This is a genomic window from Burkholderiales bacterium (assembly GCA_013695435.1).
Lineage (GTDB): Bacteria > Pseudomonadota > Gammaproteobacteria > Burkholderiales > JACMKV01 > JACMKV01.
In genome coordinates this window covers 1-22,944 of sequence record JACDAM010000082.1, presented here as the reverse complement: position 1 = coordinate 22,944, position 22,944 = coordinate 1, and the positions used below count along the sequence as shown (strand labels likewise).

The 22,944-nt window shown below is 56.9% G+C and carries 22 protein-coding genes and 1 pseudogene; 14 read left to right on the top strand and 9 right to left on the bottom strand.

Annotated elements, in window-relative coordinates:
• The first annotated feature begins 74 nt into the window (after positions 1–74).
• Entirely contained in the window at positions 75–1,106 is a 1,032-nt protein-coding gene (gene queA / locus H0V78_04905; protein ID MBA2351137.1) for a tRNA preQ1(34) S-adenosylmethionine ribosyltransferase-isomerase QueA, read from the top strand.
• A gap of 27 nt (positions 1,107–1,133) precedes the next feature.
• On the opposite strand, the gene H0V78_04900 is transcribed toward queA, so the two are convergent.
• Entirely contained in the window at positions 1,134–1,295 is a 162-nt protein-coding gene (locus tag H0V78_04900) for a hypothetical protein (GenBank protein MBA2351136.1), read from the bottom strand.
• Positions 1,296–2,048: 753 nt separating this feature from the next.
• On the opposite strand from H0V78_04900, the gene tgt reads away from it, so the two are divergent.
• The 5 genes from tgt (at position 2,049) to H0V78_04875 (ending at position 7,113) form a co-directional block, all read left to right on the top strand.
• Positions 2,049–3,155: a tRNA guanosine(34) transglycosylase Tgt gene (gene tgt, locus H0V78_04895; protein MBA2351135.1), complete on the top strand. Its 1,107-nt coding sequence runs from the start codon at positions 2,049–2,051 to the stop codon at positions 3,153–3,155.
• 69 nt (positions 3,156–3,224) lie between these two features.
• Complete coding sequence (yajC, locus tag H0V78_04890) at positions 3,225–3,548, top strand: preprotein translocase subunit YajC (protein ID MBA2351134.1); 324 nt, start codon at positions 3,225–3,227, stop codon at positions 3,546–3,548.
• Positions 3,549–3,647: 99 nt separating this feature from the next.
• Complete coding sequence (secD, locus tag H0V78_04885; GenBank protein ID MBA2351133.1) at positions 3,648–5,480, top strand: protein translocase subunit SecD; 1,833 nt, start codon at positions 3,648–3,650, stop codon at positions 5,478–5,480.
• Between the two features lie 27 nt (positions 5,481–5,507).
• Positions 5,508–6,437 (top strand): protein translocase subunit SecF, encoded by a 930-nt coding sequence (secF, locus tag H0V78_04880; GenBank protein ID MBA2351132.1) that lies wholly within the window; start codon positions 5,508–5,510, stop codon positions 6,435–6,437.
• 28 nt (positions 6,438–6,465) lie between these two features.
• Positions 6,466–7,113: a DedA family protein gene (locus H0V78_04875; GenBank protein MBA2351131.1), complete on the top strand. Its 648-nt coding sequence runs from the start codon at positions 6,466–6,468 to the stop codon at positions 7,111–7,113.
• 69 nt (positions 7,114–7,182) lie between these two features.
• On the opposite strand, the gene purB is transcribed toward H0V78_04875, so the two are convergent.
• A complete protein-coding gene (purB, locus tag H0V78_04870; protein ID MBA2351130.1) occupies positions 7,183–8,553 on the bottom strand; it encodes an adenylosuccinate lyase in 1,371 nt (456 codons plus the stop codon).
• Positions 8,554–8,698: 145 nt separating this feature from the next.
• Here purB and H0V78_04865 point away from each other — a divergent pair, with 145 nt between their 5' ends.
• Positions 8,699–9,310, top strand: coding sequence for a glutathione S-transferase N-terminal domain-containing protein (locus H0V78_04865; GenBank protein ID MBA2351129.1), 612 nt, complete (start codon positions 8,699–8,701; stop codon positions 9,308–9,310).
• Between the two features lie 74 nt (positions 9,311–9,384).
• Here the strand turns inward: H0V78_04865 and mnmA are convergent, their stop codons facing one another.
• The 5 genes from mnmA to rraA all read right to left on the bottom strand — a co-directional run bounded on the left by mnmA (position 9,385) and on the right by rraA (position 14,784).
• Complete coding sequence (mnmA, locus tag H0V78_04860; protein ID MBA2351128.1) at positions 9,385–10,446, bottom strand: tRNA 2-thiouridine(34) synthase MnmA; 1,062 nt, start codon at positions 10,444–10,446, stop codon at positions 9,385–9,387.
• Positions 10,447–10,471: 25 nt separating this feature from the next.
• Entirely contained in the window at positions 10,472–10,918 is a 447-nt protein-coding gene (locus H0V78_04855; protein MBA2351127.1) for an NUDIX hydrolase, read from the bottom strand.
• A 35-nt stretch (positions 10,919–10,953) separates the two neighbouring features.
• On the bottom strand, positions 10,954–12,558 hold the full coding sequence (gene aceB, locus H0V78_04850) for a malate synthase A (GenBank protein ID MBA2351126.1): 1,605 nt from the start codon (positions 12,556–12,558) through the stop codon (positions 10,954–10,956).
• An 82-nt stretch (positions 12,559–12,640) separates the two neighbouring features.
• On the bottom strand, positions 12,641–13,918 hold the full coding sequence (gene aceA / locus H0V78_04845) for an isocitrate lyase (GenBank protein MBA2351125.1): 1,278 nt from the start codon (positions 13,916–13,918) through the stop codon (positions 12,641–12,643).
• Positions 13,919–14,304: 386 nt separating this feature from the next.
• A complete protein-coding gene (rraA, locus tag H0V78_04840) occupies positions 14,305–14,784 on the bottom strand; it encodes a ribonuclease E activity regulator RraA (protein MBA2351124.1) in 480 nt (159 codons plus the stop codon).
• A gap of 91 nt (positions 14,785–14,875) precedes the next feature.
• On the opposite strand from rraA, the gene icd reads away from it, so the two are divergent.
• On the top strand, positions 14,876–16,150 hold the full coding sequence (icd, locus tag H0V78_04835; GenBank protein MBA2351123.1) for an NADP-dependent isocitrate dehydrogenase: 1,275 nt from the start codon (positions 14,876–14,878) through the stop codon (positions 16,148–16,150).
• Positions 16,151–16,259: 109 nt separating this feature from the next.
• On the opposite strand, the gene H0V78_04830 is transcribed toward icd, so the two are convergent.
• Positions 16,260–16,463: a cold-shock protein gene (locus H0V78_04830; protein ID MBA2351122.1), complete on the bottom strand. Its 204-nt coding sequence runs from the start codon at positions 16,461–16,463 to the stop codon at positions 16,260–16,262.
• 236 nt (positions 16,464–16,699) lie between these two features.
• On the opposite strand from H0V78_04830, the gene clpS reads away from it, so the two are divergent.
• Positions 16,700–17,008 carry an ATP-dependent Clp protease adapter ClpS gene (gene clpS, locus H0V78_04825; protein MBA2351121.1) on the top strand — a complete coding sequence of 103 codons (309 nt, stop codon included), beginning with the start codon at positions 16,700–16,702 and terminating at the stop codon, positions 17,006–17,008.
• Entirely contained in the window at positions 17,009–19,264 is a 2,256-nt protein-coding gene (gene clpA / locus H0V78_04820; GenBank protein ID MBA2351120.1) for an ATP-dependent Clp protease ATP-binding subunit ClpA, read from the top strand.
• Positions 19,265–19,446: 182 nt separating this feature from the next.
• On the opposite strand, the gene H0V78_04815 is transcribed toward clpA, so the two are convergent.
• On the bottom strand, positions 19,447–19,827 hold the full coding sequence (locus H0V78_04815) for a DUF2784 domain-containing protein (protein ID MBA2351119.1): 381 nt from the start codon (positions 19,825–19,827) through the stop codon (positions 19,447–19,449).
• A gap of 278 nt (positions 19,828–20,105) precedes the next feature.
• Here H0V78_04815 and H0V78_04810 point away from each other — a divergent pair, with 278 nt between their 5' ends.
• The 4 genes and pseudogenes from H0V78_04810 to H0V78_04795 form a co-directional block, all read left to right on the top strand.
• A complete protein-coding gene (locus H0V78_04810; GenBank protein ID MBA2351118.1) occupies positions 20,106–20,483 on the top strand; it encodes a hypothetical protein in 378 nt (125 codons plus the stop codon).
• Positions 20,484–20,527: 44 nt separating this feature from the next.
• Positions 20,528–21,456 (top strand): annotated as a pseudogene (locus H0V78_04805) (sigma-54-dependent Fis family transcriptional regulator).
• A 495-nt stretch (positions 21,457–21,951) separates the two neighbouring features.
• Entirely contained in the window at positions 21,952–22,467 is a 516-nt protein-coding gene (locus H0V78_04800; GenBank protein MBA2351117.1) for a hypothetical protein, read from the top strand.
• A gap of 106 nt (positions 22,468–22,573) precedes the next feature.
• A partial coding sequence (locus tag H0V78_04795; GenBank protein MBA2351116.1) for a hypothetical protein occupies positions 22,574–22,944 on the top strand: 371 nt, incomplete at its 3' end.

The following is a 22,944-nucleotide window of genomic DNA, read 5'->3' as shown; positions in this document are numbered from 1 at the left end:
GCGTGCGATTATCGCCGAAATCCCCTGCCCCTTCAAACGCCGGAACTCGCCGGGTCGCACGTATAATGCGCGCGATGCGGCTAGATGAATTCGATTTTGATCTGCCTGCCGAACGAATCGCGTTGCGCCCACTGCCGGCGCGGTGCGCGAGCCGGCTGCTGCATCTCGAACCGGACGGCGGTATCAAGGACCGCCGGTTTCTCGAGCTGCCCGAATTGTTGGCGCCCGACGATGTGCTCGTATTCAACAACACGCGCGTGCTGAAGGCGCGCTTACCGGGCGTCAAACAAAGCGGCGGCAAGATCGAAGCGCTGATTGAACGCGTGCTCGATAGTCATCACGCGCTCGCGCAAATCCGGGCCAGTCATGCCCCGGGGTTGGGCAGCGGTTTGCTGTTCGGTTCCGATGCCAGCGCCCGGGTTCATGCCATCGTCATAGACCGGGTGGGCGAATTCTTCCGCCTGCGGTTTGCGCTGCCGGTCATGGAAGTGCTGGGCGAGCACGGGCAAATTCCATTGCCGCCTTATATCGCTCGTGCTGCCGAAGCGGCTGACGAGATTCGCTATCAGACCGTCTACGCCAGCGAACCCGGCGCCGTCGCCGCGCCGACCGCTGGATTGCATTTCGATGTTGAAACCCTGGAAAAGCTCTCGACTTCCGGTGTGCGGCTTGTTCAGTTGACCTTGCACGTCGGCGCTGGCACATTCCAGCCCGTGCGCGTGCAGAATATCGCCGAGCACCGCATGCACCGCGAGCGTTATGCGATTTCCGAAACCGCCGCGCGCACCATCGTGGCAGCGAAAGCTGCTGGGAAGCGCATCTGCGCGGTCGGTACGACGAGCCTGCGCGCGCTCGAAGCTTCAGCAGCGGGCGGCGGTGTCAAAGCCGGTGAAGGCGAAACCGATATTTTCATCACGCCCGGCTATCGCTTCCGCGTTGTCGACCGTCTGCTGACCAACTTCCATTTGCCGAAATCGACGCTGCTGATGCTGGTTTCGGCGTTTGGCGGGATCGACAACATCCGGCGCGCGTACAGGCACGCCATCGACCAGCGCTATCGTTTTTTCAGCTATGGCGATGCGATGCTGATCGAGCGCGTGCTATAACGCGCGCAAAGCCGGGAAGCGCGGCGATCAGGTCTCGGTGGTCCCTGTGGTCAGGAATTTGGCCAGGCCAAACAACCCCAACGCCAGCGGGATGAGCAACCACAACCCATGTTTTTCGACGAATTCGGAGAGCGAATCCGCATCGCTCGTCAGGGCCTTGCCTTCCGGCATTCCCGTGCCCGGCTGCATAGTTGCGGCGGGCGATGAGGATGACCACCCGGCTGACGGTAGTTGGGCGAGCGCATCGGGTGCCCGCGACGAGCTATCCGCGCCGGGCGCGGCGGATCGTTGTGCATTGAGCGCGTCATTTTCTCGCGAGGGGCTCGAAGCCGCATCCGGCGCCTTTTTCGAAGCCGCGTCCGGCTTTTGCGAAGATGCGGATGATGACTGGCCGCTCGTGGACGGAAGTTGGCCAGCCGCATCTGCCTGGCGCGAGGAGCTCTCTGTTTCGGCCGCGCCGGAGCGCTGGACCACTAGCGCTTCATTTTCTCGAGCCGGGCCAGCACTCTCGCCGGAACCCGGATTGCCGGAACGCGCATCGCCGGAACGGGCACCACCGGAACGCGAATCAGACGCGCCTGCTCCTTGGGAGCGCGATCGTTGGTTTCCGGCGCTGGAAGCGTCCGGGCCGGAGGATCGCGTCGCGTCTGAGCGACGGCTGACTGCCGAACTAGTGTCGTCGTCGCTCGCGGATACCGCATCGGGGTCGCCCGATGCTTGAACATCGGTTATGGCAGGCAGTATTACGGACGAGAGAACGGCGCAAAAGCAGAGTGCCGTAAGGCAGGGTTTCGTTATTTCGACCATCCTTTTCTCCTCGGAGCTGGGTGTTTTCTTTTCGACAGCAGCCTGACACGCACCGCTTTCTGCAATCTTACTCGCCTGAAAATACCGTGCATATACAGCCGAATTTTTCCGACCTTATCGACTTTTCCGGAAACGATGCAGTTTAGGGTCGGCGCGACAGACGGCGCCGCGCGGCGCGGATCGCTCACCCTCGTTCACGGCATCGTCGAAACACCGGCTTTCATGCCGGTCGGAACGTACGGCGCCGTGAAAGCGATGAGCCCGAGCGAACTGAAAGGCTTGGGCGCGCAGGTCGTACTTGGCAATACGTTTCACCTGTGGTTGCGGCCGGGGCTGAAAGTGATAGCAGCGCACGGTGGATTGCACCGCTTCATGGGCTGGGATGCGCCGATTCTGACCGATTCGGGCGGCTTTCAGGTATTCAGTCTGGGCGCGCTGCGCAGGATTTCCGAAGACGGGGTTGCATTTCAGTCGCCGGTCAATGGCGATCGCTGCTTTCTCTCGCCGGAAGAATCGATGCGCATCCAGCGCGTGCTCAACTCCGATGTCGCGATGATTTTCGACGAATGCACGCGGTATCCGGCAGACGCGGAAATCGCCGCCGAATCCATGCGTTTGTCGTTGCGCTGGGCCGAGCGTTCGAAGCGCGCGCATGATGGCAATCCAAACGCGCTGTTCGCGATCGTCCAGGGAGGCATGCACGAGGCTCTGCGCGCGGAATCGATTGCGCGATTGACCGAGATCGGCTTTGACGGTTATGCGATCGGTGGACTGTCGGTTGGCGAGCCGAAACACGAGATGAAACGCGTGCTTGCATACACGGCGCCGCGTTTGCCGAATGAGCACCCGCACTATCTGATGGGCGTTGGCACGCCGGAAGACATCGTGTTCGCGGTCGGGCAGGGCATCGATCTGTTCGATTGCGTGCTGCCGACGCGTAACGCCAGAAATGGCTGGCTGTTCACGCGCTTCGGAACGATCAAGCTGCGCAACGCGCGGTACCGCACCGATCTCCATCCGCCCGATGAATCCTGCGCCTGCCATACCTGCCGCAACTTCACGCGCGCTTATCTGCATCACTTGCAGCGCACCAACGAGATACTCGGCGCGAGGCTCAACACGCTGCATAACCTGCACTATTATCTGGAACTGATGGGTGGCCTGCGCGCAGCGATCGAAAACCGCCGGTTGGACGATTTCACCCGTGATTTCAAGGCAGCGCGGACCACCCTGTCGTGCTAGAATCCGCGTTTTCGCAATTGGCGATCGGGCTTGTCGTCTTGCCCTTTTTGCCGTCACCTGGAGATCGTCGTGTTAATCAGTGAAGCTCACGCGCAAGCCGCACCAGCGCCAGGTGGACTCGATCTGATCGGTCTGCTGCCCATCATCCTGATGTTCGTGCTGCTGTATTTCCTGATGATCCGTCCACAGTCCAAGCGCGCCAAAGAGCATCGCGCGATGCTGGCCGCGCTGCAGAAGGGGGACGAGGTGATCACAGCCGGCGGAACCCTGGGCCGCGTGACCAGGGTTGGCGACAATTATGTCGGCCTCGAGGTGTCGAACAACGTCGAAATCCAGGTGCAGAAAATCGCCGTCCAGACGCTGCTGCCCAAGGGCACGATGAAGGGTGTTTGAACGATACGGCTGCCGAACCAGGTGTCAGACGAAGCCTGAGTTGAATGTAAAGCAGACTGCCCTTTGTCGTAACCCCTCCGCCGCGCGCTCACGGTTTACATGAATCGTTATCCGCTCTGGAAGTACATCGTTATCGGCGTCGCGTTGCTGATCGGCCTGCTTTATACGTTGCCGAATTTTTTTGGCGAAACGCCTGCGGTCCAGGTATCTCCGTTGCGATCGACGGCCAAGGTCGATACCGCGTTGCTCGGCAAGGTGGAAGAGGCGCTGAGCAAAGCGAACATTCCGGCACGCGGCATTTTCCTCGATGCCAACAGCATCAAGGTCAGGCTTGCCGATACCGATGCGCAATTGCGCGCCAAGGATGTGCTGCAGGGCGCGCTCGGCGAGAGTTACATCGTTGCCCTGAATCTCTTGTCGAGCAGCCCGCAATGGCTGTCCGCGATCGGCGCGCTGCCGATGTATCTGGGGCTCGATTTGCGCGGCGGCGTGCATTTTCTGCTCGAAGTCGATATGCGCGCGGCGCTGACCCAAGCCGCCGAGCGTTATGCCAACGACATCCGTACTGGTCTGCGCGACAAAAAAATTCCGTATAGCGGCGTCACCCGCGACGGACAGACAGTACAGATTCGCTTCAAGGACGGTGAAGCGCGCACTCGCGCGATCGCGGAAATCGAGCGCAACATGCCGGATCTTGCGCTGCGCGAGCAGCAACAGGGCGGTGAGCTGCGGCTGATCGCACAACTGAAACCGGAAGCGCAAAAGCGCATCCAGGATTTCGCGCTCCAGCAGAACATCACGACCTTGCGCAATCGCGTGAATGAGCTGGGCGTTGCCGAGCCGATTATCCAGCAGCAGGGGGAGAGCCGGGTGGTCGTGCAATTGCCCGGCGTGCAGGACACAGCCAAAGCCAAGGATATTCTCGGCCGCACGGCGACTCTGGAAGTGCGCCTGGTCGATGCCGATCCGCAATCCGATCCGGGCCGGATCAGCGCGGCCGTCGCCGGCCAGACGCCATTCGGTACCGAGCTTTATTACGAACCGGATGGCCGGCCGGTTCTGGTCAAGAAAAACGTTGTGTTGACCGGCGACCGCATTTCCGATGCCCAGCCCGGCTTCGACAGCCAGACCGGTGAGCCGGCCGTGCACATCAATCTCGACGGCAGTGGCGCGCGCATTTTCCAGCAGGTCACCCGTGAAAACACCGGCAAGCGCATGGCCATTCTGCTGATCGAGAAAGGCAAGGCGGAAGTGGTGACCGCGCCCGTCATTCGCCAGGAAATCGGCGGCGGCCGGGTGCAGATCAGCGGCAGCATGACGACGATCGAAGCGCGCGACGTCGCCTTGCTGCTGCGCGCCGGCGCACTGGCTGCGCCGATGGAAATCATCGAGGAACGCACGGTTGGACCTAGTCTCGGGGCCGACAATATCAGCAAGGGTTTCAACTCAACGCTATTCGGCTTCGCCGCAATCGCTGTCTTCATGTCGATTTATTACCTCGTGTTCGGCGTGATTTCGGTGCTCGCGCTGGCTGCCAACGTGCTTTTTCTGGTCGCCATGCTGTCGATGCTGCAAGCGACGCTGACCTTGCCCGGCATGGCGGCGATCGCCCTGACCATCGGTATGGCGATCGATGCCAACGTGCTGATCAATGAGCGCATTCGCGAAGAACTGCGCAACGGCGTTTCGCCGCAGGCGGCGATCCACGCCGGCTATGAACGCGCGTTCGGCACCATCCTCGACTCGAACATTACGACCCTGATTGCCGGCGTCGCCTTGTTTGCATTCGGCTCGGGGCCGGTGCGCGGGTTTGCGGTTGTGCTGTGCCTCGGCATCCTGACCTCGATTTTCAGCGCGGTAATGGTATCGCGCAGCATGGTCAACCTGGTTTACGGCGGTCGACGCAAGATCGCAAAGCTGCCGATAGGCTAGGTCCTTACGAACCAATAAAGGCTCGCGATGGAATTTTTCAGAATCAGGCACGACATCCCGTTCATGAGTTGGGGAAAGTACACGACGACGATCTCGCTCGTGACGTTCCTGCTGTCGATCCTTTTTCTCGCGACCAGGGGTCTCAACTTCGGCGTCGATTTTACCGGCGGCACCTTGATGGAGGTCCATTACAGCGAAGCGCCGGAACTGGACAAGGTGCGCGCATCGCTTGAGGGATTGAATCTGACCGAAGCGAGCGTGCAGAACTTCGGCACTTCGCGCGACGTGCTGATCCGCCTGCCGCTGAAGGCCGATACCAACAGCGCGCAGTTGAGCGGCCAGGTGCTGCAGGCATTGCAGCAGGATGACAGTACGGTCGAGGTGCGGCGCGTCGAGTTTGTCGGCCCCCAGGTCGGCGAGGAACTGGTCAGCGACGGCGCGCTCGCGCTTCTGCTGGTTTCGCTCGGCATCGTCGCTTATCTGGCGGTTCGCTTCGAATGGCGGTTCGCCGTCGCCGCGCTGATCGCTAACCTCCATGACGTCATCATCATCCTCGGATTTTTCGCGTTTTTTCAGTGGGAGTTCTCGCTGCCGGTGCTCGCCGCGGTGCTCGCGATTCTCGGTTACTCGGTCAACGAATCGGTCGTCGTGTTCGATCGCGTGCGCGAGAATTTCCGCAAGATGCGCAAGGCTTCGGTACCCCAGATCATCGACAACGCGATCACGCGAACCATGTCGCGCACCATTATCACGCACGGATCGACGCAGCTTGCCGTGTTGTCGATGCTGTTGTTCGGCGGCCATGCGCTGCATTATTTCGCCGTGGCGCTGACCATAGGCATCCTGTTCGGCATCTACTCGTCGGTGCTGGTGGCAAGCCCGATCGTGCTGTGGCTCGGCGTTTCCCGCGAGGATTTCATCAAGGTCGACAAGAAAGAAGCGCCTGCTGCACCGTGAAGTCAGCAATCACAGGGCGGCCGGTTTGATGGAGCTCCTCACCAATCTTTTCGATATCCTGCTGCACTTCGATGACCGCCTGGTGTGGGTCGTGCAGAACTATGGCGGCTGGATTTATGCGCTCTTGTTCCTGATCGTTTTTTGCGAAACCGGGCTTGTCGTCACGCCGTTTTTGCCTGGGGATTCGCTGCTGTTCGTCGCGGGAACCCTGGCGGCCGGCGGCAATATGGATGTCAACCTGGTGGTTGCGTTGCTGATCGTCGCGGCAATTGCCGGAGACAGCGTGAATTACGCGGTCGGCGCGTATCTGGGGCCCAAGGTTTTTCAGAACAAAAACGCGCGCTGGCTGAAGATCGAATATTTGCAGAGAACCCAGCGCTTTTACGAGCGGCACGGCGGCAAGACCATCATCATCGCGCGCTTCGTGCCCATCATCCGCACGTTTGCGCCTTTCGTCGCCGGCATCGGCGATATGGCGTACCGGCGGTTCCTCGCATTCAACGTGATTGGCGCCATCCTGTGGGTCGCTTCGCTGACTTACCTCGGCTACTTCTTCGGTAACCTGCCCATCGTGAAACAGAATTTCGGTGCCGTGGTGATCGGCATCATCGTGCTGTCAATCCTGCCCGGCGTGTTCGAGTACCTCAAAGCCAGGCGCGGCAAAGCGGCGGCGTAGGCGTCGCAGCGGCGCGCAATATATTCAACAAAAGCAGGAGTGCATCTCGGAAAAGGGTTGGCGGCTCGCCTATATTCGCCGCGCCAGGGTGGCGGCAAGCCCGGTATAGGTCGTGGGTTGCAATTCGAGCAAGCGGCGTTTTTCTCCGGCCGGAATCGCCAGCTGTTCGATAAAGTCGTGCAGCACTTCCCGAGTAAACCCCTTGTTGGCGCGCGTCAGTTGCTTGAGTTGCTCGTACGGATTGGCGATGCCGTAGCGGCGCATTACCGTCTGAACCGCCTCGGCCAGAACTTCCCAATTCCGGTCCAGATCGTCCTGCATTCTTGCTTCGTTGGCCTCCAGCTTGTTCAAACCTTTGTAGCAAGAGTCGTAAGCCAGCAACGAATGTCCGAGCGCCACGCCCAGATTGCGCAAAGCGGTAGAATCGGTCAGATCGCGCTGGAAGCGCGATATCGGCAGCTTGTCGCTCAAGTGGCGCAGCAACGCGTTGGCGATGCCGAGATTGCCTTCCGAGTTTTCGAAATCGATCGGATTGACCTTATGCGGCATGGTCGAAGAGCCGACTTCATCGCCAATCACTTTCTGCGTGAAGTAGCCGAGCGAAATATAACCCCACACGTCGCGATCCAAGTCAATCAACACCGTGTTGACGGCGGCGTAAGCATCGAGCAATTCGGCGATGCTGTCGTGCGGCTCGATCTGTGTAGTGTAAGGGTTGAATTCGAGGCCAAGCTTTTCGACAAACGCGGTGGCGAACGCTTCCCAGTCTAAATCCGGGTAGGCCGCCAGATGCGCGTTGTAATTTCCGACCGCGCCATTGATCTTGCCGAGGAGCGCAACGCGCGACAAACGCTGAATCTGCCGCTGCAGCCGTTGCGCGACGTTCGCCATCTCCTTGCCCATGGTGGTCGGTGTCGCCGGCTGGCCGTGGGTGCGGGCGAGCAGCGGCTGCCCGGCCAGGGCGTGCGCCATCGCACGCAACTTGTCGAATGTCCTGATCAGCGCCGGCAGCATGATCTGCTCGCGTGAATCGCGCAGCATGAGCGCGTGGCAAAGGTTATTGATGTCCTCGGAGGTGCAGGCGAAGTGGAAAAATTCGGCGTTGCCGGCGATTTCCGGATTGCCGGACAAGCGGTCCTTGAGCCAATATTCGACGGCTTTGACATCGTGATTGGTGCGCGCTTCGATAGTTTTTACGGCCTCGGCGTCAGAGCCCAGAAAAGTCAGCGCGAGCTTGCGCAGTTGTTTGCAAGTCGCGTCGCTGAAGCGCGGCAATTCGGCGAACGCCGGCTCCAGACTCAATGCGATCAGCCATTCGATCTCGACAAAGACCCGATACCTGATCAGCGCGAATTCGCTGAAATGAAGACGAAGCGGCGCGACCTTGGCATGGTAGCGCCCATCGAGCGGGGACAGCGCGGTGAGGGAGGAAAGTCGCATCGCAGGGTGGTAATTTTAGCATGGGCGCAGCCGCTGCCAGAGGCCGCCGCCGGGAGGGCGCGTGTTATAATGCGGGCGTTTCGGTTTCCCAAAGCAGGCCGATCCGGTTCCCCAAAAACTTTCCAGTTCCCCTTCAAAAACAGCCATGAAACTGCTCGGTTCCCTGACGAGTCCCTTTGTACGCAAGGTTCGTGTCGTGATGGCGGAAAAGCGTATCGATTGCGAACTCGAGATCGCCAATCCGTGGGAAAAGTCGACGCACGTTCCGGATCACAATCCCCTCGGCAAGGTGCCGGTCCTGTTGATGGACGATGGCACATCGCTGTTCGATTCCCGCGTGATCGTCGAATATCTCGATACGATTACGCCTGTCGCCCGCCTTATCCCCGAGCCAAACCGGCAACGCATCGTCGTCAAGCGCTGGGAAGCCCTGGCCGATGGCATCTGCGATGCGGCTGCTACGATTTTCCTGGAAAGAAAGCGTTCTGAATCCCAGCAGAGCGCCAGCTGGATCGATCGGCAGTACAAGAAAATCGGGACAGGCTTGCGTTCCGCCGCGCGCGATCTCGGCGAGAAGAATTTCTGTTGCGGCGAGAACTACAATCTGGCCGACGTCGCGCTCGGCTGCGCGCTGTTTTATCTGGATCTTCGCTTCAGCGACATCACATGGCGCGACGATTATCCGAATCTGAATCGGCACGCCGAGAAGCTGGCGAAAAGGCCGTCGTTCAACGACACCGTACCGCCGCCCGCCTAGCAGCGCAGCAGTCGAGGCAACAACGCGAGGTAACAACAATTGCCATCAGGCCCGCCTTTGCCGTCACCGCGTTGTCACTGTATAACGCCGCCGCCCAGGCAGACCCGGCTTTCGTAGACAACAACCGATTGTCCCGGCGTTACCGCCCACTGCGGCTCGGCAAATTCGATTTCGCAAAAATCCGGCTGTAGCCGAGCGATGCTGCATGGCGCGTCCGCCTGGCGGTAGCGGCTTTTGGCCGCATAGACCCAATTGCAGCGCGGCGCCCGCCCGCTGATCCAGTTCAAATCTTTCGCCATTATACGATCGCCGAGCAGCGCCGGGTGGTCTCTGCCCTGCACGACGATCAGGCGATTGCGCGCCATATCCTTGCCGGCGACATACCACGGCTCGCCGGCGCCGCCGACGCCGATGCCTTGACGTTGACCAAGAGTGTAGAACATCAATCCTGAATGCGTGCCTATCTGCTTGCCGTCGACGTTTTCGATCGGCCCCGGGCTCTCGGGCAGATAGCGGCTCAGAAACTCCCGAAACGGGCGTTCGCCGATGAAACAGATTCCCGTGCTGTCTTTTTTGGCGAACACCGGCAGGCCCTCGCGTCGGGCGATTTCGCGCACTTCGCGCTTGTACAAGCCGCCGACCGGGAACAGCGTTTTGCGCAACTGCTTTTGATTCAGGCGATACAAAAAATAGCTTTGGTCCTTGCTGCCATCCTCCGCTTTCAATAGCTGGACAAGGCCGTCGATCTCACGCGTCTGCGCGTAATGACCGGTCGCGATCAGGTCCGCGCCCATGTTGATCGCATGATCGAGAAAAGCTTTGAATTTGATTTCGGCATTACACAGCACATCGGGATTCGGCGTGCGGCCCGCTTTATACTCAGCGAGAAAGTTTTCGAATACACGCGCCTTGTATTCGGTGGAAAAATTCACCGCGTCGATATCGATGCCGATGCGATCCGCGACCGCGACAGCGTCGATCAGATCCTGTTTTGCCGGGCAATAATCATCGCGGTCGTCGTCATCCCAATTCTTCATGAACAGGCCGGTCACGCGGTGACCTTGCTGCTTCAGCAGCCAGGCGGCAACCGACGAGTCGACCCCGCCGGACATCCCGACGACGATGTGCCTTTTCATAGGAGCAGCTATTGTGGAGGTACAGCTACTGAAAATGCGTAATGAGATCGAGCGGATAGCGCTTGCCGGCGATATAGTCGTCGAGGCAAGCGAGGACCAGCGGCGAGCGATGGCGAGCGACGCTGAGCCGGATTTCGGATTCGCTCAGCCACAACGGACGCAGTATGCCGTGATCGAGTTTACGCGTCGGCTCGTGACCATCCAGCCGGCCACAGAAAGCAAAGCGCAAATAAATGGTTTTGGCGGTTGGATGCGGAGAGCGATAGATGCCGACCAGCGCCCGGGGTGAAAAGCGGTAACGCGATTCCTCAAGCGTCTCGCGCGCCACCGCCTCGATCAGCGACTCGTTCGATTCGAGATGTCCGGCCGGCTGATTGAGCACGGCGGCGCCCTCGATACGTTCCTCGACAAGCAGAAATTTGCCTTCGTTCTCGACAACCGCAGCAACGGTGACATTCGGCTTCCATATCATCCCGCAATTCTAGCGCACAAGCGCCAACGCGAGCGCTAGGCGATGGCGTCGTAGCCGGGCAAGGTCAGGAATTCCACAAAATCTTCGCGAACGATCAGATCGTTAAGCATGCCTGCCGCGGCATCGTACCTGCCTGCCGCAAAACCTGCTTCGCCGAGTTCGGCGCGAACCCTGGCAAGCTCCTCGGGCAAAAATTTCCGGAATAATTCGATGCTCACCTTGCGGCCGTCTTCGAGTACACCTTTCGGGCTGCGTATCCAGTGCCAGATCTGCGAACGCGAAATTTCGGCCGTGGCGGCGTCTTCCATCAGATGGTGTATCGGCGCGCAGCCGGTACCGGCCAGCCAGCTACCCAGATATTGGATGCCTATGTTGATGTTCAAACGCAAACCGTTTTCGGTGATCGGCGTTTGCGGGACAAAGACGAGCAAGTCGTCGGCCTTGATCTGAATATCGTCGCGTTTTTTTGAAACCTGGTTCGGGCCGCGCATGACTTTATCGAAAGCCTCTCGCGCGATCGGCACAAGCTTCGGGTGCGCAACCCAGGTGCCGTCATAACCGTCGTTGGCTTCGCGCTCCTTGTCGGTTCGAACGCGCGCCAGCGCGGCTTCGTTCGCGGCGGGATCGCCGCCGATCGGGATCTGCGCCGCCATGCCGCCCATGGCGTGAGCGTTGCGCTTGTGGCAGGTCTTGACCAGCAGCAGCGCATAGGCGCGCATGAACGGACTCGTCATCGTCACCTGCGCGCGATCGGCGAGGACGAAATCCGGATCGTTCCGGAATTTCTTGATGCAACTGAAGATGTAGTCCCAGCGTCCCGAATTGAGCCCGGCCGAATGCTCGCGAAGCTCGTACAGGATTTCATCCATCTCGAACGCGCCGAGAACGGTTTCGATTAGGACCGTCGCTTTGATCGTGCCGCGCGCGATGCCCAGCGCTTCCTGGGAAAACACGAAAACGTCATTCCACAAGCGCGCCTCAAGATGGCTTTCCAGCTTCGGCAAATAGAAGTATGGACCGGAATTTCGCGCCAGCAGCTTCGCTGCATTGTGGAACAGGTAAAGTCCGAAATCGAACAGCGAACCGGAGATCGGCTGACCGTCGACGGTCAGATGTTTTTCCGGCAAATGCCAACCGCGCGGGCGGACCAGCAGAGTCGCACATTGGCTATTCAGCGAATACTGCTTGCCCGCGGGATTGACGAAAGTGATCGTGCGGCTTGCCGCGTCGCGCAAATTGATCTGGCCGTTGAGATTGTTTTCCCATGTTGGCGTATGCGAATCCTCGAAATCCGCCATGAACGTCTGGGCGCCGGAATTCAGCGCGTTAATGACCATCTTGCGATCGACCGGACCGGTAATTTCGACGCGGCGGTCCTGCAGGTCGGCGGGCAGAGGATTGACAGTCCAGGAACCATCGCGGATATGGGCGGTTTGCGGCAGAAAATCCGGGCGTCCTCCGCCATCGAAAAAATCCTGGCGAAGCTTGCGCGCATTCAGCAAGCGCTGGCGCCGCGGTTCGAAAGTGCTGGCGAGCGAAGCAATGAAGCGCAGGGCATCAGGCGTGAGAATCTCCGCAAACGCATGCGTTACTTCAGCGTGTATCTGCACCCCGTCGGGTAAAAAATCTTGAGGCTTCATGTTGCGAATCTCCTGCGTCATTCTTAAGACCCATGAAAAACGCCGCACAGCCCTCTGGACAGTGCGGCGTCTTCTCGATGCGTTATACGAACTGTTCTTCTTCGGTGGAACCGGTCAGCGCCGTCGTCGATGATTGCCCCGATTGAATTACCTGGGTCACCGCGTCGAAGTAACCCGTTCCAACTTCCCTCTGATGCTTTACCGCGGTAAAGCCGATATCTGCAGCGGCAAACTCCTTCTGCTGCAACTCGACGAATGCCGTCATGCCTTTCTTGGAGTAGGCGTGCGCGAGTTCGAACATGCTGTAATTGAGCACATGGAAGCCGGCCAGGGTAATGAACTGGAACTTATAGCCCATCGCGCCCAGTTCGCGCTGGAACTTGGCGATGGTCGCGTCGTCCAGATTTTTCTTCCAGTTGAAAGACGGCGAGCAGTTGTAGGCCAGCATTTTGTTCGGAAACTTGGCGCGTATTGCTTCGGCGTATTTCTTGGCGAACTCGAGATCGGGTTTGCCGGTTTCACACCAGACGAGGTCGGCATAGGGCGCATAAGCCAGGCCGCGCGAAACGGATTGCTGTAACCCGTTCAGAACCCGGTAAAAGCCTTCGTTGGTACGCTCACCGGTACAGAAGGGTTTGTCGTTGTCGTCGACATCGGAGGTCAGCAGATTGGCTGCTTCGGCATCGGTGCGCGCGAAAATGAGCGTGGACGTTCCTTGTATGTCGGCGGCGAGACGCGCCGCGATCAATTTTTGCACCGCTTCTTGCGTCGGCACCAACACTTTGCCGCCCATGTGCCCGCATTTTTTGGCTGAGGCCAGCTGATCCTCGAAATGCACGCCGGCGGCGCCTGCTTCTATCATCGCCTTCATAAGCTCGTGCGCGTTGAGGACGCCGCCAAACCCGGCTTCGGCGTCGGCAACGATCGGCGCGAACCAGTCGATGGTGTCGTTGCCTTCAGCGTGGTTCAACTGATCGGCCCGAATAAATGCGTTATTGATTCTGCGAACCACGGTCGGCACGCTGCTGACGGAATACAGCGATTGATCCGGATACATCTGGGTTGAATCGTTGGCGTCGGCTGCGACTTGCCATCCCGACAAATAAACTGCCTTGAGGCCTGCCTTGACCTGCTGCATTGCCTGATTGCCGGTCAGGGTGCCCAGTGAATTTACATAGGGCTCGCTGTTGACCAGACCCCAGAGCTTCTCGGCACCGCGTTTTGCCAGCGTATGTTCGATCTGAACGGTCCCGCGTAAACGACAGACGTCTTCGGCGGTATAAGGGCGGGCAATACCACTCCAGCGCGGATTTTCAGCCCAATCTTTCTTGATCTGCGCAATGTCCTGAGCACGGTCCATAAATATCTCCTGTTATCGATAGTCGGTTTGTGGAGAGCTTGCAAGCGATTTGTCGCTCAACGTCCCCAAGGCGCCGAAACGAGGCAGCCTGTCCAGTGTAAATGATATAGCCCAGCCTGCGCCGGGCTATATCCCACGGGGGCGGCCGGAGATGGTCCGGCATACCAGGAGGGCGACGATGTTGTTGACATCCGCCCCTTGTACGCCAGGCAAGGGTTTACTGGCTGGCGTTTCGTGATCTACTGTCACAGTATAACGTGGCGTTCGTGCATTGCAACAATTTTGTAACTCTCACAGAAATGCACTAAATTCAGGCGGTTGAGTCCACACACGATCATCCCGTTGCACGTCTTATGCGAACGATACCAGGTTGCGAGTAAATAGAACTAGCTGACGAGGGAGGCGGCACTGATTACGATTCCGTCTTCATCGATATAAATGTGATGCCCCGGAACGTATAAAACGCCGGCAAAACGAACCGGAATATCCACGTCGCCGGCGCCTTTTTTTATGCTGCGCCGCGGGTGGGTGGCGAGGGCTCGCACACCAACTGCGGTCTTGTTTATGGCTTCCGAATCGCGAATGCAGCCGTTCACGACAAGGCCGCTCCAGTCATTATCGTTCGCCATCGCGGCCAGTTGATCGCCGACGAGCGCGCAGTGCAGAGAAGCGCCGCCATCTATGACCAGTACCGAACCGTTGCCGGGGCTGGATAACATCTGCTTGACCAGCACGTTGTCTTCGTGCACTTTTACCGTGCGAATCGTGCCGCTGAATGCGATGTTTCCGCCGTAAGCCTGAAACACCGGCGCGGCAACCTCGATCTTGCCATCAAACCGATCACACAAGTCCGCCGTCTTGAACACTGGGCTTTCTCCATAGTTAGAACGAGGCTGGTCCGCCGTTGCCGGCTTGGCATAATATATAAGATATAAGATAGACGACAAGGAGCATCAAATGTTCGAGCATATCAAAGTCCCGCTGGATGGCCAGAAGATCGGCCTGAATTCCGATCACTCCTTGAATGTACCCGATCATCCGATTATTCCTTTCATCGAAGGTGACGGTATTGGGGTCGATGTGACGCCGGTCATGCGCAGCGTGGTCGATGCCGCTGTAAAAAAAGCTTACGGCGGAAAGCGCTCAATCGCCTGGATGGAGGTATATGCAGGGGAGAAGGCGGTACAGGTTTACGGTAAAGATGTCTGGGTTCCGCAGGAAACCCTGGAAGTTGTCAGTGATTATGTGGTTTCAATCAAGGGCCCGCTTTCCACGCCAATCGGGGGCGGCATCCGTTCGATCAATGTCGCGCTGCGCCAGCAGCTCGACCTATATGTCTGTTTGCGGCCCGTCCGTTATTTCGAAGGTGTGCCCAGCGCGCTGAAAAATCCGGAAAAGACCGATATGGTGATTTTCCGAGAAAATTCGGAAGACATTTACTCAGGAATCGAATGGGAGGCTGAAACCGAGGCCTGCAAGAAAGTCATCAAGTTCCTGCGCGAGGAAATGAACGTCACCAAAATCCGGTTTCCGGAGACTTCCGGAATCGGAATCAAGCCAGTCTCACGGGAAGGGACCGAGCGACTGGTCCGCAAGGCGATTCAATACGCGATCGATCGTAAGCGTAAATCGGTGACTTTCGTGCACAAGGGCAACATCATGAAGTTCACGGAAGGTGGCTTCAAGAAATGGGGAGTCGCCCTTGCTCAACGCGAATTCGGCGCCGAACTCCTGGACGGCGGTCCGTGGCTGGTGTTGCCCAATGGTATAGTCATCAAGGATTCTATCGCGGACGCCTTTCTACAGCAGATACTGATACGCCCCGACGAGTACGATGTCATAGCGACTTTGAATCTGAACGGCGATTACATTTCGGACGCGCTTGCAGCGCACGTAGGTGGAATCGGGATCGCGCCCGGCGCGAACATGAACGATGATATGGCAATGTTCGAGGCGACCCACGGAACAGCGCCCAAATACGCAGGGCGTGATTATGTCAACCCAGGCTCGCTGATTTTGTCTGCCGAAATGATGCTGCGTCATATCGGCTGGAACGAGGCAGCCGACCTCATCATATTTGGTCTGGAGCGTGCGATCCTCGCCAAGGTCGTCACTTACGATTTGGCGCGTCTGCTCGAAGGCGCTACCCAAGTGTCTTGCTCGGGTTTCGGCCACGCTATTATTGCGTGCATGGAAACGCCCATGCTTCACAAGCTCGAACGGCGGCGATAGGGCGCTACCGGATTCCAGTTAAAAAGCCGCTAACAGAAAAGCACGGCAATAAAAAAGCCCGCCGACTAAGGCGGGCTTTCAGCTAACGCGGCTAATTCCCTGCCGCGTGTCAACTCATCTGGATGTTCGACGCTTGCTTGCCTTTCGGCCCTTGCGTGACTTCAAAGCTGACTTTCTGGCCTTCCTTCAGCGTTTTGAATCCGTTCATGTTGATCGCGGAAAAATGCGCGAACAGATCTTCGCTGCCATCGTCGGGTGTAATAAAGCCATAACCCTTCGAATCGTTAAACCACTTGACTGTTCCTGTTGCCATAATAAGTAAACATCCTTGAGAGAAAACCGGGCCGGAAACCCGCATACTGTTTGAGTTTCAAGACCGCAGCGACAAGCGACAGCAAAGTGGCATTGCGAGATGACTTGAAGCCAAACACCCACCTGCTTTTTAATTTATTTGTTACTGGAAGTCAAGCAGTTTGCGCCGCCTCTTGAAAAATTGCCGTTAGCGCGCAAAATTGACGGTATGAATCGGAGCCCTGCGTCGAATAGCAAATGGCAAACAAGAACCGTGAAGGAACAGTACTCGAAGCCAAAAAAAGTAAGGTCAAGCCCCCGCCTCTGTTCAAGGTTTTACTGTTGAACGATGACTATACGCCCATGGATTTTGTCGTCGCGGTGCTGCAGACGATTTTTTCCCTAAGTCGTGAACAGGCTACCCAAATCATGCTCAAAGTACATAAGGAAGGGATGGGCGTCTGTGGTGTGTTTCCGAAGGACATCGCAGCGACAAAGGTGGACCAGGTTATGGTTTTTGCCAAGCAACATCAACATCCGCTAAGATGCGTGATGGAGGAAACGTAAATGATTGCTCAAGAACTCGAAGTCAGTCTGCATATGGCGTTCATGGATGCTCGCCAGAAGCGTCACGAGTTTATTACAGTAGAGCACCTGCTGCTGGCGATGCTCGACAATCCTTCCGCTGCTGAGGTATTACGCGCCTGCGCGACCGACATCGAAGAATTGCGCAAACTGCTGTCCGATTTTGTTTCCGAGCATACGCCGCAGGTTGGCGGGCAGGAGGTCGACACGCAACCGACGTTGGGTTTCCAGCGCGTCATTCAGCGCGCGATTCTGCATGTGCAATCTTCAGGCAAGAAAGAAGTGACCGGCGCAAACGTGCTGGTCGCGATATTCGGCGAAAAGGATTCGCACGCGGTCTACTTTCTGCACCAAAAAGGCGTCACCCGGCTCGATGTCGTAAATTTTATCTCTCACGGAATCAGCAAGGTCCCGCAGGCAACGCCAAGCAAGCCGGAAGTTGAGCCGGATAGCGAGCAGGAGCAGTCGGCTGGCGGAGCGCTCGAGAATTACACGCTCAACCTTAACGCTCACGCATTGTCAGGCAAGATCGATCCCCTGATCGGGCGTGAACACGAGTTGGAGCGGGTCGTGCAGACCCTGTGCCGTCGCCGCAAGAACAATCCTTTGCTCGTCGGCGAGGCTGGCGTCGGCAAGACAGCGATTGCCGAAGGGCTGGCTCGCCGCATAATAGAAGGTGATGTGCCAGAAATCCTCAATCGATGCCAAGTGTATGCGCTTGACATGGGGGCGTTGCTGGCCGGCACCAAATATCGCGGCGATTTCGAGCAGAGACTGAAGGCGGTTTTGAAGCAGCTTATCGATAACCCGAATGCCATTTTATTCATCGATGAAATCCATACGCTGATCGGTGCTGGCGCTGCATCAGGCGGAACCCTGGATGCTTCGAATCTTCTGAAGCCTGCGCTATCAACCGGACAGTTGAAATGTATAGGCGCAACGACCTATACTGAATTTCGCGGGGTGTTTGAAAAGGATCACGCATTGTCGCGTCGGTTCCAGAAAATCGACGTTGCCGAGCCCAGCATCGAGCAAACAGTTGCAATCTTGCGCGGCCTCAAGACGCGTTTCGAAAAACATCACGGCGTGAAATACACGTCGTCAGCGTTATCGTCGGCCGCGGAGCTGTCCGCACGTTTTATCAATGATCGTCATCTGCCAGATAAGGCGATCGACGTGATCGACGAGGCGGGCGCTGCTCAGCGTATCGTAGCTCCGTCCAAGCGCAAGAAAGTAATCAACCGACATGAGATCGAAGAGATAATCGCTAAGATCGCGCGCATTCCCGCGCAGACCGTCTCGAGCGACGACCGTACCGCGTTGAAACATCTGGAGCGCGATCTGAAAGCGGTTGTTTTTGGACAAGATAAAGCGATCACTGCGCTTTCGGCTGCCATCAAGATGGCGCGCAGCGGTTTGGGAAATCCGCAGAAGCCGATCGGCTCGTTCCTGTTTTCAGGGCCGACGGGAGTAGGCAAAACCGAAGTCGCGCGGCAGCTCGCTTATACAATGGGTGTCGAGCTCATTCGTTTCGACATGTCTGAATATATGGAGCGCCATGCCGTTTCCCGGCTTATCGGCGCGCCGCCGGGGTATGTCGGATTCGATCAGGGCGGACTTCTTACCGAGGCCGTGACCAAGCATCCTTACGCTGTTCTGCTGCTTGATGAAATTGAAAAAGCGCACCCGGATATTTTCAATATTTTGCTGCAGGTCATGGATCATGGCACCCTGACCGACAACAATGGCCGGCGAGCCGATTTTCGCAATGTCGTAATCATCATGACGACGAATGCGGGAGCGGAATCATTATCGAAAACAAGCATAGGGTTCATGCAGGGTAAGCAATTGGGCGATGAAATGGCGGACATCAAACGTTTGTTTACGCCGGAATTCCGCAATCGCATCGATGCGATGATTTCTTTTGCACCGCTCGACGCGCCGATCATCATGATGGTTGTCGACAAATTTTTGATTCAGTTGGAAGAGCAGTTGCACGAGAAAAAAGTGGAGGCCAGTTTCACCGAAGCGCTCAAGGCGTATCTTGCCAAGCACGGCTTCGATCCGTCGATGGGCGCGCGTCCGATGGCGCGTCTGATTCAGGATACGATCCGGCGAGCGCTAGCCGATGAGCTATTGTTCGGGCGTTTATCAAAGGGCGGCAGAGTGGCAGTCGATATTGACGAGAATGACGCCGTGCGTCTTGTATACGCGGAGGAATTGACCGGTGTTGTATGATTTTCCGCCTGATGCGGTTATGCCTTAAGTAATTCTTGTATTTACGACGGCGTGGGGCTGGAATATACCAGCCCCCATTTTTTTGGCTTTCACTCACCGTCAGCCGGAGTTATACATCATTGCGGCAGGCTGCTTCCTGCGATATCAGTAGCCGCCAGGCTTGGTCACCGTCGTCGCTCCTATCAGCCGTTATGTTGTCCTTTTGGTTTGATCAGTATGTAAGTGATCGCTACCGCGATAGCGAAGGAAATATAGGCTACCGTAAAAGCCCATTCCGGTAACTCGTGGTACAGGATCGGGCCCAGATAGCGTCGCATGAAACTGGTCTCCTGCAAGGTTCCTCTTAGAGCATTTTCCCAGAGCGTCAGTGGGCAAGCTACGCCGACTATCGCTTCCAATGCAACAAACGCGATCGCAGCAAGATGCAGCCTCCGAAACCACAGGTTTCTGATCCATTGCCACTCAAAAGCCACGCCGATCCAGACTGCTGCAAGACCTGCTACTACAAAAAACACGAAGGTAAAATGCAAGCCGAGAACGACGTCGGCAAGAAAAGTACTCATAGACGCAGCTCTTGGTAACCTATTTTCCGCCTACCTGACTGGCGCCGCATTCCCGACCTCATGATGCTGATACGCTGTCTACCACTGTCGAATAGTGAGCTAGTTAGCGCGCCCTGGTATAAAGCGCTAGACGGCAGCGATGCCGCGAGACTCCAGCTGAACGCTCCAAGGCCTCCTGTATATCTTATTGATCTTATTATGTATATAGGGAGCCGAATACATGAATATTCGACCTCTTTATTCGCCGAGGCACTGCTGCATCTTGCGGCATAGACAGCATGACTCCTCATAAACTGCTCTGTATAAAACTCGGTATTGCGGACGAGCATCCAGGTAACGATTTGGTTGCAGCCGGCAGGGAAGTACACATGGCCACGAGCCTGAAGCTTGCTGGTCGGCTTATTGAGCAGCACGACTTCGGCGCTGGAATCGTATTGTTCGACGCGTGCAATGACGAAGCATGCATTGAAATTGAAGATTTCCTGCTCCTCCGCCGGGGACTAATGGAATGGACTGCGGTGATGGACAGTAAGTGCCTGACGTCTGAGACGTGTGCAAAACTTGTCCTGATTGCTTTCATGACCATTTCTTATTGCCAGTCAAGCCAGGCGAGCTTTCCCTGGCCTTGGCGCATGCCGAAAGAAAAGTCGAATTGAAGAAACGTTTCCCACTTCAGCAAAACGATATCAAAGAATCGCTGATGATTGGCAACAGCATCGCGATAACCAAACTGCTTTCCGGCATTAAAAAGATCGCGCGGGTCGATGCGCCGGTGCTGATCAATGGCGAAAGCGGAACGGGAAAAGAGTTGGCAGCCCTTTTGGTTCACAAACGCTCCAAGCGGGCCAGAGAGCCCTTCATCGCGATCAATTGCGGCGCATTGCCCGCCAATCTGATCCAGTCTGAATTATTCGGATTCGAGAAAGGCGCTTTCACGGGCGCACATCAGTCCAAGAAAGGTCTAATAGAAGCCGCCGAACGGGGAACTATTTTCCTGGATGAAATCGGCGACCTACCGCTCGAACTGCAGATTAACCTGTTACGTTTTCTTCAGGAAAAAACGTTCAGCCGCATCGGTTCGACCCAGAGTATTCCGGCTGATGTCCGGGTAATCGCAGCAACCCATGTGAACCTGGAAAAAGCGATAGCCGAAGGGCGTTTTCGGGAAGACTTGTGTTATCGACTCAATGTGCTGCACGTAACAGCACCCCCTTTGCGTGAACGCGACGACGACATTCTGCTTCTCGCACAACATTTTTTTGACAAATTTTCCAAGGAAAGAGGCGCCGCAAATCTGAGAGGCTTCAGTCATCGCGGCCTGCAAGCATTGATTGCGCACGACTGGCCGGCAATGTTCGCGAACTGATAAATCGGGTGCAGCGAGCGATTGTCATGTGCGATAACTGCTTGATCACCCGCGCTGATCTGGGACTTGAGCGGCGCGCCGTACCACGCAACACCATGGAGCTCGATCAAGCGCGCGATATCGCCGAGCTCAATGCCATCAAAACGAGTCTCTGGTATACCCAGAACAATATTTCGCAGGCGGCCAAAGAACTCGGCGTATCCCGTGTGACCCTGTATCGATTGATGGGTAAGCATCGGTTGAGCGGGCAACACGTTCGCTAAACTGCGGTGTCCGGGCGCGGCGGTTGCCGAACTCGGCGCATGTGGGCAATGCTTTGGCGGCCGGTGAATTGGCTGCTCTCGGTGTTCGTGATTTCCGGCCTGATCGCTTCTGTGGGACACCGGACGCGCTTGAAACCCTGCCCCACACCGTCACAATGACTTTACACATTCAAACTGATCGATCCTCCACAGTAAATGTTTGACAAAGTGGTGGATTTTTAACGACTTTGTTCGTCGCTCCGATCATTCAATGAATTCAACAAGAGCTTTACGTATAGCTTGGCTTACAGGCTCAGCTCTTTTTTTTGCCTACGCTTGGACTCGCACAATCACGTATAAAAAAAGCATCGAACAGATTCGATTGCAATCCGCTACTTGCATTTTGCAGCCAGGGTAAAGAGGACAGTTTTGTAGCGGTGGCACGTCCCATGCAATACGAAACGGCGAGGACTGGCGTGTCGCCAAGCCTACTAAAACCTAAAAGGGGATCAACTCATGAAAAAGACTGTTTTGGCATTCGCGATTGCGCTCGGTTTCGCGACTCCTGTTTTCGCAGACGGTGGTGAAGTCGCCGTGAACGTGAGCGCCTTGGGCGCCTCCGTCAGCGGCAACGTTACGGGTGACGCGGCTCTGATCAATGCTCCGATTTTCAGCGGTAACAACTCCATGTCCGACGACGTCCTGAAAAATCAGGACGGCATCAGCCAGGCGGCGCAAAACACTGGCACCAACTCCGTCGCGCAGCAATCGACCAACGTCAACGCGACTCTCAATAAAGACGACGATGACCTGCAAGTGAACGTAAGCCTGTTAGGCGCAGCCGTTACAGGTAACCTGACCCTCGGCGTCGCGGGCATCGACCTCCCAATCGTCAGCGGTAACAACTCCCTGAGCGATAACGTTCTGCAAAACCAGAACGGCATCAGCCAGTTGTCTCAGAACACAGGCACCAACGCGATCGCCCAGCAATCGGTAAATGTGGACGCCGACATCGCCTGCAACTGCAGATAAAAAAACAAAAAAGGGCCGTGACGGGTAAACCGACCACGGCCCTGCATCGAACAGGCGCTGGCATATTGCCGCGCCTTTAGCAAACCCACAAAAAAGGGATTTGATCATGAAAAAAACTTTGATTATTGCCGCAATCACGCTGGGTTTCTCCGCACCCGTATTGGCCGCTGAAGGCGAAGTTGCTACCAATTTCAGCTTGCTGGGCGCGGCGGTCGAGAAGAACGGAACTGTAGATCTCGACGGAGCGAATGTTCCGTATAAGAGCGGCAACAACGCCATGTCCGACGACGTCCTAAAAAATCAGGACGGCATCAGCCAGGCGGCGCAAAACACTGGCACCAACTCCGTCGCGCAGCAATCGACCAACGTCAACGCGACTTTGAATAGAGACGACGACCTGCAAGTCGATGCAAGCGTACTGCTAGCCTCGGTTTCGGGCAACGTGACGGTCAGCGCCGCGTATCTAGATTCCCCGCA

What these genes read in the sequence shown, in the direction of transcription:
- queA (MBA2351137.1), top strand. Translation starts at nt 75, where the DNA reads ATGCGGCTAGATGAATTCGATTTTGATCTGCCTGCCGAACGAATCGCG.
- H0V78_04900 (MBA2351136.1), bottom strand. Translation starts at nt 1,295, where the DNA reads ATGCAGCCGGGCACGGGAATGCCGGAAGGCAAGGCCCTGACGAGCGAT.
- tgt (MBA2351135.1), top strand. Translation starts at nt 2,049, where the DNA reads ATGCAGTTTAGGGTCGGCGCGACAGACGGCGCCGCGCGGCGCGGATCG.
- secD (MBA2351133.1), top strand. Translation starts at nt 3,648, where the DNA reads ATGAATCGTTATCCGCTCTGGAAGTACATCGTTATCGGCGTCGCGTTG.
- secF (MBA2351132.1), top strand. Translation starts at nt 5,508, where the DNA reads ATGGAATTTTTCAGAATCAGGCACGACATCCCGTTCATGAGTTGGGGA.
- H0V78_04875 (MBA2351131.1), top strand. Translation starts at nt 6,466, where the DNA reads ATGGAGCTCCTCACCAATCTTTTCGATATCCTGCTGCACTTCGATGAC.
- purB (MBA2351130.1), bottom strand. Translation starts at nt 8,553, where the DNA reads ATGCGACTTTCCTCCCTCACCGCGCTGTCCCCGCTCGATGGGCGCTAC.
- H0V78_04865 (MBA2351129.1), top strand. Translation starts at nt 8,699, where the DNA reads ATGAAACTGCTCGGTTCCCTGACGAGTCCCTTTGTACGCAAGGTTCGT.
- mnmA (MBA2351128.1), bottom strand. Translation starts at nt 10,446, where the DNA reads ATGAAAAGGCACATCGTCGTCGGGATGTCCGGCGGGGTCGACTCGTCG.
- H0V78_04855 (MBA2351127.1), bottom strand. Translation starts at nt 10,918, where the DNA reads ATGATATGGAAGCCGAATGTCACCGTTGCTGCGGTTGTCGAGAACGAA.
- aceB (MBA2351126.1), bottom strand. Translation starts at nt 12,558, where the DNA reads ATGAAGCCTCAAGATTTTTTACCCGACGGGGTGCAGATACACGCTGAA.
- aceA (MBA2351125.1), bottom strand. Translation starts at nt 13,918, where the DNA reads ATGGACCGTGCTCAGGACATTGCGCAGATCAAGAAAGATTGGGCTGAA.
- icd (MBA2351123.1), top strand. Translation starts at nt 14,876, where the DNA reads ATGTTCGAGCATATCAAAGTCCCGCTGGATGGCCAGAAGATCGGCCTG.
- H0V78_04830 (MBA2351122.1), bottom strand. Translation starts at nt 16,463, where the DNA reads ATGGCAACAGGAACAGTCAAGTGGTTTAACGATTCGAAGGGTTATGGC.
- clpS (MBA2351121.1), top strand. Translation starts at nt 16,700, where the DNA reads ATGGCAAACAAGAACCGTGAAGGAACAGTACTCGAAGCCAAAAAAAGT.
- clpA (MBA2351120.1), top strand. Translation starts at nt 17,009, where the DNA reads ATGATTGCTCAAGAACTCGAAGTCAGTCTGCATATGGCGTTCATGGAT.
- H0V78_04815 (MBA2351119.1), bottom strand. Translation starts at nt 19,827, where the DNA reads ATGAGTACTTTTCTTGCCGACGTCGTTCTCGGCTTGCATTTTACCTTC.
- H0V78_04810 (MBA2351118.1), top strand. Translation starts at nt 20,106, where the DNA reads ATGACTCCTCATAAACTGCTCTGTATAAAACTCGGTATTGCGGACGAG.
- H0V78_04800 (MBA2351117.1), top strand. Translation starts at nt 21,952, where the DNA reads ATGAAAAAGACTGTTTTGGCATTCGCGATTGCGCTCGGTTTCGCGACT.